This window comes from Flavobacterium sp. HSC-32F16, from assembly GCF_024171645.1.
Taxonomy (GTDB): domain Bacteria; phylum Bacteroidota; class Bacteroidia; order Flavobacteriales; family Flavobacteriaceae; genus Flavobacterium.
In genome coordinates this window covers 325,056-338,839 of sequence record NZ_JALKAC010000005.1, presented here as the reverse complement: position 1 = coordinate 338,839, position 13,784 = coordinate 325,056, and the positions used below count along the sequence as shown (strand labels likewise).

General features: G+C 32.4%; 14 protein-coding genes. 8 read left to right on the top strand and 6 right to left on the bottom strand.

The genetic code is table 11. The features are described 5' to 3' along the window. Positions 1–119: 119 nt before the first annotated feature. The 4 genes from L1276_RS16595 (at position 120) to L1276_RS16580 (ending at position 4,216) form a co-directional block, all read left to right on the top strand. Positions 120–929 (top strand): LytTR family DNA-binding domain-containing protein, encoded by an 810-nt coding sequence (locus L1276_RS16595; RefSeq protein WP_253789673.1) that lies wholly within the window; start codon positions 120–122, stop codon positions 927–929. A 176-nt stretch (positions 930–1,105) separates the two neighbouring features. After that, the gene (locus L1276_RS16590; RefSeq protein ID WP_253789671.1) at positions 1,106–1,360 is read left to right on the top strand and encodes a hypothetical protein; all 255 of its coding nucleotides are present in this window, start codon (positions 1,106–1,108) and stop codon (positions 1,358–1,360) included. Between the two features lie 104 nt (positions 1,361–1,464). After that, positions 1,465–3,528 (top strand): tetratricopeptide repeat protein, encoded by a 2,064-nt coding sequence (locus tag L1276_RS16585; RefSeq protein ID WP_253789669.1) that lies wholly within the window; start codon positions 1,465–1,467, stop codon positions 3,526–3,528. Next, entirely contained in the window at positions 3,518–4,216 is a 699-nt protein-coding gene (locus L1276_RS16580; protein ID WP_253789666.1) for a response regulator, read from the top strand. Before L1276_RS16585 ends, L1276_RS16580 begins: the two co-directional genes overlap by 11 nt. 108 nt (positions 4,217–4,324) lie before the next feature. Here L1276_RS16580 and thiL read toward each other — a convergent pair whose 3' ends face one another. Beyond that, positions 4,325–5,371 (bottom strand): thiamine-phosphate kinase, encoded by a 1,047-nt coding sequence (thiL, locus tag L1276_RS16575; RefSeq protein WP_253789664.1) that lies wholly within the window; start codon positions 5,369–5,371, stop codon positions 4,325–4,327. Positions 5,372–5,653: 282 nt separating this feature from the next. On the opposite strand from thiL, the gene L1276_RS16570 reads away from it, so the two are divergent. Further along, positions 5,654–6,133, top strand: a complete 480-nt coding sequence (locus L1276_RS16570) for a DinB family protein (protein ID WP_253789662.1) — start codon at positions 5,654–5,656, stop codon at positions 6,131–6,133. Positions 6,134–6,181: 48 nt separating this feature from the next. Next, positions 6,182–6,679, top strand: coding sequence for a DinB family protein (locus L1276_RS16565; protein ID WP_253789660.1), 498 nt, complete (start codon positions 6,182–6,184; stop codon positions 6,677–6,679). Between the two features lie 39 nt (positions 6,680–6,718). On the opposite strand, the gene L1276_RS16560 is transcribed toward L1276_RS16565, so the two are convergent. Continuing rightward, positions 6,719–7,684: a YafY family protein gene (locus L1276_RS16560; RefSeq protein ID WP_253789658.1), complete on the bottom strand. Its 966-nt coding sequence runs from the start codon at positions 7,682–7,684 to the stop codon at positions 6,719–6,721. A gap of 117 nt (positions 7,685–7,801) precedes the next feature. Next, a complete protein-coding gene (locus tag L1276_RS16555) occupies positions 7,802–8,419 on the bottom strand; it encodes an outer membrane beta-barrel protein (protein ID WP_253789656.1) in 618 nt (205 codons plus the stop codon). Between the two features lie 333 nt (positions 8,420–8,752). Between L1276_RS16555 and L1276_RS16550 the strand changes: the two genes are divergently transcribed. Next, positions 8,753–9,277, top strand: coding sequence for a hypothetical protein (locus tag L1276_RS16550; RefSeq protein ID WP_253789655.1), 525 nt, complete (start codon positions 8,753–8,755; stop codon positions 9,275–9,277). 105 nt (positions 9,278–9,382) lie between these two features. Here L1276_RS16550 and lepA read toward each other — a convergent pair whose 3' ends face one another. Then, the gene (lepA, locus tag L1276_RS16545) at positions 9,383–11,179 is read right to left on the bottom strand and encodes a translation elongation factor 4 (RefSeq protein WP_095953833.1); all 1,797 of its coding nucleotides are present in this window, start codon (positions 11,177–11,179) and stop codon (positions 9,383–9,385) included. A gap of 487 nt (positions 11,180–11,666) precedes the next feature. Here lepA and L1276_RS16540 point away from each other — a divergent pair, with 487 nt between their 5' ends. Then, complete coding sequence (locus L1276_RS16540) at positions 11,667–11,876, top strand: hypothetical protein (protein ID WP_253789653.1); 210 nt, start codon at positions 11,667–11,669, stop codon at positions 11,874–11,876. Positions 11,877–11,936: 60 nt separating this feature from the next. On the opposite strand, the gene L1276_RS16535 is transcribed toward L1276_RS16540, so the two are convergent. Together L1276_RS16535 and L1276_RS16530 are read right to left on the bottom strand one after the other, a co-directional pair. Next, entirely contained in the window at positions 11,937–12,674 is a 738-nt protein-coding gene (locus tag L1276_RS16535; RefSeq protein ID WP_253789650.1) for an NUDIX domain-containing protein, read from the bottom strand. Between the two features lie 22 nt (positions 12,675–12,696). Next, positions 12,697–13,413, bottom strand: a complete 717-nt coding sequence (locus tag L1276_RS16530) for an NUDIX domain-containing protein (RefSeq protein ID WP_253789648.1) — start codon at positions 13,411–13,413, stop codon at positions 12,697–12,699. Positions 13,414–13,784 lie beyond the last annotated feature (371 nt).

Here is a 13,784-nt window from a genome sequence, read left to right as displayed (position 1 = left end):
AAATGTATTTTTAATTGCGAATAAAAGTGCAGAATCTATTTTTTAAGCGAATTCATGATAAATCATTATCTAAATAGACAATAGTCACCTATATTCGTAGAAAGTCAATAAAACTAAAATTGAAAAAGTATTCGTATATAATTATTGATGATGACGCAGAAAGTATTTCGAAAACCCAAGCTATTGCAGAAGGTTTTCCGGAATTGTCTTTTCTGGCATCGGCTGTAAATTATCAGGACGGCTTAAGTATAGTTTTAGAATATAAACCATCGATTGTTTTTCTTGAAATCGAACCCACACATTCTTCAAGCAATTTATCACTTCTGTTTATTAATGAACTTCATCGTTTTTTAAGTGTAATGCCACGGATTGTTGTTTTAACTTCAAAAAAAGAAGCCGCTTTTGATGCAATTAAATACGGTGTTTTTGATTACATATTAAAACCGTTGGTTAAAACTGAATTATTAAAAACAGTTTTAAAATTAAACCGACTGGTAGAAGAAACAAAATCAATTGATTTTAAGAAAGAATTGCCTGTCGTTGTAACTTCTCATGCAAAAGAGCGTCAAACTATTGAAAAACCGCTTATAATCTGCATTAAATCGTACGGAGATCATCGCTATATAAATGCAGATGATATTAGTTATTTTCAGGCAGACAATAATTCGACCGATATCTACTTAAATTCGGGAGAAATGATAACCGCTTTTAAAACTTTAAAACATTTTGAGCAGGTTTTATCATATCCATTTATCCGAATTCATAACAGTTATATTATCAATCGAAATTACATTGCAAGGATTCATAACGGAAACTCAATTTGTTACATAAAAAACTCATCGAAAAAGATTCCTTTTTCGAAAACTTATAAATCAAATGTTGATTTAATTATCTCCGATTTTTCTGCAGGAAATTACTTAGAAGTCTAATAATTAGATGATTACATGAATTTGCTATCCATTGACTATCAATTGGGTACGATCTACCATAAACTGATTTTTTCATATACATTTTTTTTGATTTCGGACTTAGTTTTACACCATGATTGACACCAAAACAATCATTAAGCCCCAAATAAATATAAAAAAATAAAACACCTCAAAACATGAAAAAAACAGCTTTAACTTTCGGATTATTTTCTTTAGTAATGGTAGCAACTTCTTTTGCAAATCCAACACAGGTAACTTCTAAATCTAAAATTGGAATTGATATTGATATTGATCTTGGCGGAGAGTATGGAAAAAATAAAAGAAAACAAGATGTATATAGTTCACCTAATCAATTTGATCTAAATAATGGTCAGTTAAATAGTTTCGCATCTGATAGTCAATTAACAAAATCTAGAATAAAATTAGACTAATTAAGTAACACAAATAAATTATAAAGAAAAAGTTGTCAGTTTTTTGGCAGCTTTTTTTTTGTGTTTATAGTTTTAGTATTTTTGATAAAAATCAAAAATATAAATTGAAAAGACACCTACAGATACTATTGTTTTTATTTCTAGTTTTATTTGCTTGTACAAATAAAAGCAAGAAAGAGAAAAACTTACCTTTAAGCTCTTCTGAAGACAGTCTTTCTATTTATTTTTCTTTGGCAAATGATGTAGATCTGCCTTTTCAATATAAACAAAAGTATAACCAAAAAGCATTTGATATTGTAAAGAGTCAGAAAGACGACTCTATTAAAAAAGTAAACCTTTTTAAAATAGCCAACCGCTATTTTAATATGAGTGATTGGAAATCATTTCATGATGTCTCAAAATTAACCTTAGAAATATCAATAAGCAGTAAAGATTCTGTCAATATTGCTAAAGCATATACTTATATCGGAGATTATTTTCAATCGCAGGCAATTTCAGATAGTGCTTTTTTAAATTATTTTCGGGCAGAGAAAATATATTTGGAGACCAATGATAATTTTCATTTAGCAAAAACGTATTTAACAAAGGCAGATCTTCAATTAATTGAAGGTGATTTCTTTGAAAGTGAAATAACCGTTTTTAAAGCCCTTAAGATATTAAAGGATGAAAAAGACGGGGCAATGGATATTTATGATAGTTACAATTTATTGGGAATTATATATAACCAACGTGAAGAATATGAAAAAGCGCTTGAATATCATAATAAAGCATTAATTACACTTGATGACAAATCACTTGCAGAGGACCTTCAGTTAAAAGCAACTTCATTAAATAATATCGGCTTTGTTTATTTAAGGATGAATAATTTTAGCAAAGCAAAAGAATATTTCCGGAGAGGTTTAGACCAAAAAGACCTCTTTAACGGTAATCCTGTTTTGTATGCCATGCTTTTAGATAATTTAGCATTTTCTAAATTTAAATCCAAAGATTTAAATGGTTTGCCAGAACAGTTTTATGATGCACTGAAAATCAGGGATAGTTTAAAACAGGAATCAGGTATTATATTAAATAAAATCCATTTGTCTGAATATTATGCTTTTAAAAAAGATACTTTGAAAGCAATTCAATTCTCAAAACAAGCTTTAAACTTATCCAGAAGTACAAGTAAAATAAGAAATACTTTAGATGCGCTCAAACAAATAGCTATAGTAGATCCCAAAAATGCATCAAAATATTCAAAAGAATATATTCAATTGAATGATAAAATGCTAAAAGCAGAACGAAGTATGGGAGAGAAATTCTCCAGAATTGAATATGAAACCAACGAAATAAAAGATCAAAATTCTAATCTGCAGGAAAAAAACAAAACTCTAATATATGTTTTTAGTATCTGCACCTTGATTGGTTTATTTTTTTATGTTTACAAAACACAGCAGGCAAAAAACAGAGAACTTCTTTTTAAACAACAACAGCAAATTGCAAATGAAGATATTTACAATTTGATGATTTCTCAGCAAAATGAAATCGAATTAACCCGAATTAAAGAAAAGAAAAAGGTAGCCCAGGAATTACACGATGGAGTTTTAGGCCGAATGTTTGGGGTTAGAATCAGCTTAGACAGCTTAGATAAAATTGATGAAGCAGAAGCAGCTTCAAAAAGAAAGAAATACCTGGCAGAATTAAAATATATTGAAGAAGACATTCGTGAAATTTCGCATGACTTAAATAGGGAAAAATCTGAATTAATTAATAATTTTGTAGTAATTTTAAATAAACTATTTGATAGTCAGAAAAATACACATTCTTCAAAATTAGAAACTTCTTTTGATTCGCATATAAAATGGGAGCTTGTAAACAACATTGTAAAAATTAATTTATATAGAATAATCCAGGAAGCACTTCAAAATTGTAATAAATATGCCGAGGCTGATACTATTAAAATAGAATTTAAAAGTGAAATCGATCATTTAGTTTTGTCGATTATGGATGATGGAGTAGGGTTTAATGTTAAACGTACTAAAAACGGTATCGGTTTGCATAATATAGAATATAGAGCAGCAGAATGTAAAGGCACAGTTACTATAAAATCTGCCAAAGGAGAAGGGACGCTTCTTGTTGTAAAAGTCCCAATTGATCAAAAAATTAACCTGCAAAAAAATGACATTTAATTTCAAAGCCCCAATTTCGGAATTAATTAAGCCCAACATCTTAATTGTGGATGATCATCCTTTTATAATTGAAGGATATAAAAATGCTATAACCCGTTACAAACCCAGCGAATATGAGTTTGAAATAGCACAAGCCCATGATTGCAGATCAGCTTATGATTTATTAGAAGATCAAAACACACCGCAGTTCGAAATCGCTTTTCTGGATATCAGTATGCCGGCTTATGAAGAAAAAAATCTTTTTTCGGGCGAAGACCTTGCTAAGCTTATCATGAAAAAAATGCCTTATTGCAAGATCATTCTCTTGACAATGTATACAGAGCTGCTCAAGATAAAAACAATTATAAGAACCATTAATCCTAACGGATTGGTCATCAAAAACGACCTTACTTTTGACGAACTGCTTTTGGCTTTTGATAAAGTAATGAATAACCAAAAATACTACAGCCAGTCAGTGGTTAAAATGCTCAATCAGTCGCCGCATAATTCAATAGAAATTGATGAGTTTGATAAACAGATTTTATTTCATTTATCAAAAGGAACAGAACTCTGGGAAATGCCGCAATATATCCCTATTTCCTTAACCGAAATTGAAAAAAGAAGAGTAAGTCTTAAAGAATTGCTAAAAGTTAGATCAGGTTTAGATGAAGACTTGGTAAAAGAAGCAAAAAGTAAAGGGCTTTTTTAGAAGTTTAGATTAGTATCATTAACAAAAAAAATATCCTAATAGGTTTTTTAAAGCCTTTTAGGATATTGATGTGGATCTCAACTGAGAACTCAAACTCGAGACTGAAAACTACTCACTCAAAGCATCCCATCCTCGTGCTTTTAAAGCAATTTTAGTATTGGCACGGGTTACCAAATGAACTCCTTCGCTTTCATCTGCCATATGGCCAATGATAGAAAAGTTTGGATTCCCTTTTATTTTATCAAAATCATTAATATCAATCGTGAAAAGGAGTTCATAATCCTCTCCGCCGTTAATAGCAACCGTTGTACTATCAATATTAAATTCTTCACAAGTCGAAATAAACTGAGGATCTAACGGAAGTTTGTCTTCATATAAATTACAGCCCACTTTTGATTGTTTGCACAAATGAATAATTTCTGAAGATAACCCGTCAGAAATGTCGATCATTGAAGTTGGTTTAATTTCAAGAGCATGCAAAAGCGTACGAACATCTGTTCTTGCTTCCGGCTTTAATTGTCTTTCGACCAAATAAGTATAAGGATCTAAATCCGGCTGACTGTTTGGGTTTACCTGAAAAACTTGTTTCTCCCGCTCCAAAACCTGTAATCCCATATAAGCCGCACCGATATCTCCGGTCACAACCAATAAATCAGTTTGTTTGGCACCGTTTCGGTAAACGATTTCATTTTCATCAGCTTGGCCAATTGCCGTAATGCTGATAATTAATCCTTTTTGAGATGAGGTTGTGTCACCACCGACAACATCTACTTTATATTCTTTTGCTGCGTGCGTAATTCCTTCAAATAATTCTTCTAATGCTTCTAACGGAAAACGATTAGAAACTGCAACAGAAACCGTAATTTGAGTCGGTTTTGCATTCATCGCGCAAATATCAGACAGGTTTACTACTACAGATTTATAGCCTAAATGTTTTAATGGCATATAAGCCAGGTCAAAATGAACGCCTTCAATTAATAAATCAGTTGAAATAACGGCTTTTTTGTCTTTAAAATCAAGAATAGCGGCATCGTCGCCAATACTTTTTAGAGTAGATTCTTGAGTAACATCAAAATTTCGGGTTAAGTGGTCAATTAAGCCAAACTCGCCTAATTGTGCTAAACTGGTACGCTGCGGATTTTTATCTTCGATCATTTTTTTCTGAGTTCCAAAGTTTGTAAGGCGTAAAGGTACAAAGGTTTTTTTTAAAGATGCTATCCCGACAGCTATCGGAACTGAGATACTATCCCGACAGCTGTCTGGATTAAACTTTTTCTAAAATATTTATCCTGTAAAGACGCATTATTGCAGAGACGTACTGCGATGCGTTTCTACAGCAGGAAAAAATATTTTAAAAAAATATTTTTTCCTGCTGACAAACTGTTGTCACCGACGCATTTTACTTTTGAAGTATAGAAATTTAAAAACTTAAAAATTATGAAAACGTTAGAAGCACAAGTAATTACTTCAGAAGATTTACTAAAACACTGGCAAGGTCACCGCGCACTTACTCGTCGTTTAATCGAGCTTTTTCCTGAGAAAGATTTCTTCGAATTTTCAATTGGAGGGATGCGTCCTTTTGCAAAATTGGTTGATGAACTTTTAGCAATTGCGGTTCCGGGTTTGAAAGGAATTGTAACTAAAGAAACTGCACCATTTTCTGAAGGCGCAGAAAAACTGATTTTTAAAGCACAGTATCTTGAAAAATGGGATAAGGCAACAGAAGAAATCAATAAATATTGGGAAGAATTGTCAATTGAGGATTTCAGCGAAACTTTTAACCTTTTTGGGCAATATGAATTTCCTGTTATTCAAAATATCTTGTATTTTATTGATAATGAAGTACATCACCGTGGACAAGCTTATGTATATTTAAGAGCTTTAAATATTGAACCTCCATTTTTTTGGGAAAGATAAAATTTTGATTTTCATAACTTTATCAAGAAAAACTAAAAATTAACGACTATGAGTTTAAAAAAGATAATGTCCAATTATGCAGATTATAATTTATGGGTAAACCAGCAGTTTGTAAATTGGCTTTCGCCGAAGTCAGATGAATTGCTTTATGCCGAAGTTCCTTCGAGTTTTTCAACCATTATGAAAACCCTCGATCATATCTGGTCTACCGAAGAATATTGGTTTTCTGTAATTTCAGAGACTGCAATGTCTGAAAAAAAAGCAGAAAATGAATTATCTAAAGAAGAGATATTTGAAGGACTGTTAAATTCATCAACAAAATTGAAGCATCTTATTAATTCATTGTCAGAAGAAGATTTGGATAAAGAAGTTAAAATCATTAATCCGTGGTTTGAGTGCGAACTGCCCATTTCTGAATATCTAATTCAGGTTATTAATCACGGCACTTACCATAGAGGCCAGATTGTAACAATGGGACGAAATATTGGAATTACGGATGCCTCCAATACAGATTATAATTTTTACAATGTTGTGAAACAGAAATAGAAACAAAAAACTCCCGAAGATAATCTCTCGGGAGTTTTTTTATAAAAGTCTTTTTCTATTTATTTCTAATAATTCTAGAACGCGCGTTTTTAAACTTTCCGGTTCCAGGATTTCGGCGTAATCCCCAAACATTAAAAACCAGCGAGGAAAACCGCTGTCGATATCCCGGCACATAAACGTCATTTCTATTTTTCCGTCAGTTTCTTTTTCAGAAATATAGCCGTGATATTTTCTTTCGCTTGATAAATATCTTGCAATTTTTTTATCAATTAAAACCCTGACTTTTGTTGTAGGGATTGTTTCAGTTTTGGTTAAATAGGAATCTAAAGAATCATGTTCAATTGTAAAATCACATTCTGTTTTTTTGATTCCCAGAATTCGGTCTGTTCTAAATTGACGATAATCTTTTCGTAAATGACAATAACCTAAAAAATACCAATTATTATGATCATGAAAAACACCTACCGGTTCAATGTTTCGTTGTGTAGTTTCGTCTTTATCAAAAGTTTTATACGACAATAAAATCTGTTTTTTCTCGGCAATACCTTCAAAAAGAACGGCTAACGTATTGGGCGAATTATCGTTAAACATAGGTTCAGTAGTCTGCATTTGCATTACGACTCTCGATTCTATGTTCGAAACCCAGTCTTTATCCGTACTCCTTAATACTGATTTCAGTTTGTACATCGCCGATGCATAATGGCTTCCTAAAGACGGATCTGTAAATTTCTGCATCAGTTTTTCAGCCGCAATAAAACTGCTTACTTCTTCACGCGTAAACATAACAGGCGGTAATCGGTAACCTTCCATTAAAGCGTAACCAACTCCGGCCTCACTGTAAATTGGTACGCCCGAAGCTTCAAGAGTTCTAATATCCCGGTAAATTGTTCTTAAACTGCAGTCAAAACGATCGGCCAATTCCTGTGCTTTTACAATTTTTTTAGATTGTAACTGAATCAGGATAGCAACAATTCTATCAAATCGTTTTGGTGTTTCGTCGAGCATTTTTCTTTTTAGTTCAAAAGTTCAGAAGTTCAAAGTTACAAAGGTTTACTGCTTAAAGAAATAAAAAAACTGTCCCAAATTGAGACAGTTTTTTTAAACTTTGATTTCTGTGTGAATCTAAAATCTATACAAAACTCCAAATTGAGGCTGATCAAAGATATTTTCAAATAAATTGATATTTAATTGAAAAGTATCAGATGATGGACCATTTTCCGGAGAAACACTATTGTAAGCCAAAACATTTGCCAGAACAAAAGTTACTGCGATATTTTTGGTAACAAAGTAATTTAATCCCACATTAATATCAGCAGTTAAACTGTTGTCTGTATCGCTGCCAACAAGTGGTGTGTCAATTTTATTTCTTCCAAAGCCCAAACCAACTTCAGCATAAGTTTTTAAACGCTTTTTGTCTAATTCTAAGAAATAGTAACGTGCAAAACCTCCAATTCCAAACACATTGGTTTTAATTCCAGTTGCTTCTTCTTTATTGCTGGAGTAATCTATTTTTGCTCCAACGGCAAATTTATCATTCAATAGATAACCAAACTTTGGGCTGAATCCATAATAATCGTTCTCGCCTCCAGTACTGATTTTTATAGAACCTTCGAGAATCATATCCCCTTTTTGAAAGGTAACACCTTTTGCAGAATTCATTTCAGAATCGACTTCGTCTTGCTGAGCATTTGCAAATGAAAAAGTAAGCATTGATAAAATAATAAAAAATCTAGTTTTCATAATATTAGTTTTAAAAGTTGTAGGATTAAAATTATATTTTAATGCTAAAACATCTAAGAATACTAAGCATATGCATTAAAAAAGAAGCTATTGAGTTAATATTCTTACTTTTTTATAAGTATTTACCTGTTTATTTTGGCAGGTATTTTAACTTTTTTTATTGCAGATAAGTTCTCTACTTGAATAAAAATATTCAATAGAATAAGTTATTTGGACATAAAGAGTAATAAATACGGTTAGATTTTAATGTAGAAAAAACAAAATTGCAATTGTTTTTATTGTCAAATTAATTATTGTTTTTTGATACTTTTGGTTAATTAAAAAGAATGATAAATGCATAATAAATTATCTATTGATCAGATAGTAGAGTTAAGAAACAGAATGCGAAATGGTACTTTTGACAGTGAGTATGAAATAAAAACTTTAATAAGATTGGGATATCATCCTGATATTGCAGATTTGCTGGTTAGTAATGTAGTACTTGGTTTTAAAGATGAGTTTTTAAATGAAGTAAAAGAAGCAAAAGAAGCAAGTGATAAAAAGGAATTTTTCAGAGCGATTATGATAATATCGTCTGTCTTTAATACAGTGTTGGGAGAAAACAATTTGTTTTTAACTTTAATTCCGGTGGCATTGGCTTTTGTATCAGGCTATTTTGGATTCCCAGAGAAACGATTACTTGCTATTGCAGGATTTGTTATTGGGGCTGTTATGATGCCATTTTTATATTGGTCTTGTTTGCAAAATGTAGAAGCAGACTTAGTTAGAGTTATAATCTCAGCATTTGTTTCTTTCGGTCCGGCAATTCTGGTAAAATATGTAGTGTCTAAATTGAAAAAGGAAAGCAAAGATTTATAATTTAATGTTTTAAAAACACTTGCGAAAATCTAAACAAAAACCCGACAACTTTCGTTATCGGGTTTAGTCTATATTCTTGTTCTTTCTTCTATTCTCTAAAAAAAACTAGTCATTCAATTTCAAAACAGCCATAAAAGCTTCTTGCGGAATTTCTACGTTTCCTACTTGTCTCATACGTTTTTTACCTTTTTTCTGTTTTTCAAGAAGTTTACGCTTACGCGAAATATCTCCACCGTAACATTTTGCGGTAACGTCTTTACGAAGTGCTTTAATCGTTTCACGTGCGATAATTTTAGCTCCAATTGCCGCCTGAATCGGAATATCAAATTGCTGTCTTGGGATTAATTCACGTAATTTCTCGGTCATTTTTTTACCGATGTTGTAAGCGTTATCTTCGTGAATCAATGCAGAAAGTGCATCAACAGTCTGTGCGTTTAAAAGAACATCCAGTTTTACTAATTTCGAAGTTCTCATTCCTATAGGAGAGTAATCAAAAGAAGCATAACCTTTAGAAACTGTTTTAAGACGATCGTAAAAATCGAATACAATTTCGGCCAATGGCATATCAAAATTCAATTCAACTCTTTCTGTAGTCAAATACGTTTGATTTGTAATTTGACCACGTTTTTCAATACACAAACTCATTACGTTTCCTACGAAATCAGCTTTTGTAATGATTGTTGCTTTTATAAAAGGTTCTTCAACTCTATCTAAACGAGAAGGTTCAGGTAAATCAGAAGGATTGTTTACTACAAATGCAGTTTCAGGATCTTTTTTGGTGTAAGCTAAGTACGAAACGTTAGGAACCGTAGTAATTACCGTCATGTCGAACTCACGCTCTAAACGTTCCTGGATAATTTCCATGTGAAGCATTCCTAAGAATCCGCATCGGAAACCAAAACCTAACGCTGCAGAGCTTTCAGGTGTAAAAACTAACGAAGCATCATTCAATTGCAATTTCTCCATAGAAGAACGCAAATCTTCATAATCTTCAGTATCAACAGGATAAATTCCGGCAAATACCATTGGTTTTACATCCTCAAAACCGGTAATCATATTGGTAGTTGGCGTTTTAGCATCTGTTAATGTATCTCCAACTTTTACTTCTTTGGCTTCTTTAATTCCAGAAATTAAATAACCAACATCACCGCTGGAAATTACATTTTTAGGAACTTGATTTAATTTTAAAGTTCCAATTTCGTCAGCAAAATATTCATTGCCAGTGGCCATGAATTTAATTTTTTGCCCTTTTTTGATTTCACCATTTACAACTCTAAAGATTACCTCGATCCCGCGAAACGGATTGTAAACCGAGTCAAAAATCAAAGCTTGCAACGGTTCATCAGGATTTCCTTTAGGAGCAGGTATTTTTTCGATAATCGCTGCTAAAATATTTTCTACACCAAAACCTGTTTTTCCTGAAGCGTGAATAATATCCTCTAATTTACATCCTAATAAATCAATAATATCGTCACTTACTTCTTCTGGGTTAGCACTTGGTAAGTCTACTTTATTTAAAACCGGAATAATTTCAAGGTCATTTTCTAAAGCTAAATACAAGTTAGAAATAGTCTGCGCCTGAATACTTTGTGCCGCATCGACAATCAAAAGTGCACCTTCGCAGGCAGCAATAGATCTCGAAACTTCATATGAAAAGTCAACGTGTCCCGGAGTATCAATCAAATTCAGGATATATTCCTCACCTTTATAAGTGTATTCCATTTGAATGGCGTGACTTTTTATGGTAATACCGCGCTCGCGCTCCAAGTCCATGTTGTCAAGCAATTGTGCTTTTTCTTCACGAGCTGTAACAGTTTGAGTAGCGCCCAATAATCGGTCTGCCAGTGTACTTTTACCGTGGTCAATGTGTGCAATAATGCAAAAGTTACGAATCTTCTTCATTTTAATATATCAGTTCTCTAACGAGTTTTTAAGTATTTTTTTTGATGTAAAGCGCGCTGTAGCAATTGCTTTAACGCGTCTTATTAAGGGGCAAAGATAACGCAAAGTTTTGGATTCTGGAATTTAGTTACAGGATTTTGGGATTTGATGCCAAAAAGCTGTTTTTCAATGCCTCAACTTGTCAATTGCTTTTTAAACGGCACCTGGCTTTGAGAAAAAAAGTTGAAGAATGTTTTTATTAATAGACTTGTTTGAATGGTTGTTTATTAAAAAAATATCAAAAATGAATTTTAGCTGATAAATTTGTAAATTTTGTGCGAATAATTGTCGGTTTAGCCAAATATGATTATACTTGTAGTCATTATTACCATAAGATTAGTCGACTTTGGTTTTTAATTATTTTTCCTAGAGTTTATCTGTGCACAAGATAGATCCTGGAATGAAATAACTGAGTTTTTATTATTTACTAATTAAACCCCAACAAATTATGAAAAAACAAACCATGCTGCTTGCCGCTAAATTTGGCAGGCTTTCAAATGAGGAAATGAAAAACATTACAGGCGGCGTAACGCCTGTGGGCAGATTTACTGTTCCTAAAAGCATTTGTGCTTCAGGATACGGTTTGGTTGCAACGGGTTGTCAGGGAAGTTCTTACCCTATGCTCGACGGTTATACCTGTGTCCTGACTTGCTTATAGTGAGAGACAATTAGTATAAAAAAAAGAGGTATCAACTTTTATTGATACCTCTTTTGTATTTTAAAACTCAAAGTTAAAACCTTTTTCAGTCAATTTTTTATAAATATCAGGGTCAAATTTATAGAGTTTTGCTGCTCTATGCGATACATCTTGCTGCTTTTCATCAAGTGCGGCTAATAATTTCATGTGCAGAATTTTTCTTCGGAAGTTGGATTTATCCAATTCAATTCCAAGAATTTCTTCATACAAATGCATCAATTGCAGCAAAGTAAATTTTTCCGGCAGAAGATTAAAACCAATTGGTGCCTGTCGTACACGGTTTTGAAGCTGCAGTAAACTGAAATTTAAAATCTCGTTATGATCAAATATTAAATTAGGAATTTCCTTAATCTTGCACCATCTCGCTTCTCGTACATCGAGACTTGTCCTTACATCATAATCCTCTTGATTTATAAGCGTATAATATCCTATGGTTACAATACGACGATCTAAAACACGGCTTGGATTTGTAAAGGCTTTTAACTGTTCTAGATAGATATTATCAAGACTTGTAAGCTCATAAAGAATTCGTTGCGCGGCATCATCGGCGCTTTCTTCTCTTTTCATCCAGCCTCCAAGTAATCCCCAGCTTCCTTCACTTTCTCCTCCGGCATGTTGTACCAAAAGAACTTCGAGGCTTTCTTTTTTGAAACCAAAAATAACGCAGTCCACAGAAATGCCGTCAATTTCGGGCGTTACAGTATTCGCGGCAATGCTGCTATTTGTTTGTGAGTTTTTTTTAGATGATGATATTGCCATTTTATGCTTTTATAAGCGTTTTTTAAAATTCAAAATTGAATCCTTTTTCAGTCAGTTTCTTATAAATATCCGGATCGAACTTATAAAGTTTTGCAGCCCTGTGTGAAACATCTTGTTGTTTTTCATCTAAAGCCACCAATAATTTCATATGCAGAATTTTTCTTCGGAAATTAGATTTGTCCATTTCAATTCCTAGGATTTCTTCATAAAGATGCATCAATTGCAATAAGGTGAATTTTTCCGGCAGTAAATTAAATCCAATTGGAGCCTGACGAACGCGGTTACGAAGATTTTGTATACTGTAAGATAAAATTTCGTTGTGATCGTAAATTAAATCCGGAATACTGTTGATCTTATACCATTTGGCATCAGAGGCTGTAAAACCGGCTTTAATATTATAATCTTCTCTTTTTACAAGAGCATAATACCCAATAGTAATAACACGTCGAAGCGGAAAACGATCAGGATCTCCAAAAGCCTTAAGCTGTTCCAGATAAATATTATCAAGACCGGTAAGTTCATTCAATAAACGATGCGCGGCACTATCTGTACTTTCTTTTTTATAAATCCATCCGCCGGGAAGCCCCCATTTTCCTTTACTAATACCCTCTGCGTGCTGCACCAAAAGTACTTCAAGACTTCCTTCATCAAAACCAAAAACAACACAGTCAATGGTGATTGCATTCATTGCATTTTGTTCGCTTTTTGCAACAGATTCGGCATCTACTTTATTATCCATGTGCGAAATAAATTTTGACAAATTAAACAAATAAAATGCATAACTGTCTTTTTTGATTACTTAATATTTTTTTAACAAAGCAAAAAATTGACATTCAGTGATTTAAATTTTACTAAAAAAATGATTCTACAATTCTCTTTTGTTTAAATGCTTGATAGTCAAAAATATAATTGGAAGTTTTTTCTGAAACTTTTATTTCCATTTAGTCAGAGTTCTTGTTGTATTGCTAAAAAGACCTCTCAATAAATCAGAATCAAAAAAAAATAACCTTAATATTTTGCTAAAATAGAAAAAAAGTTTTACACTTGTAGTCAAATTTACCATAAGATAAGTTCAGTATGACTATAAGTTTTAAAAGAACCATTTTATGC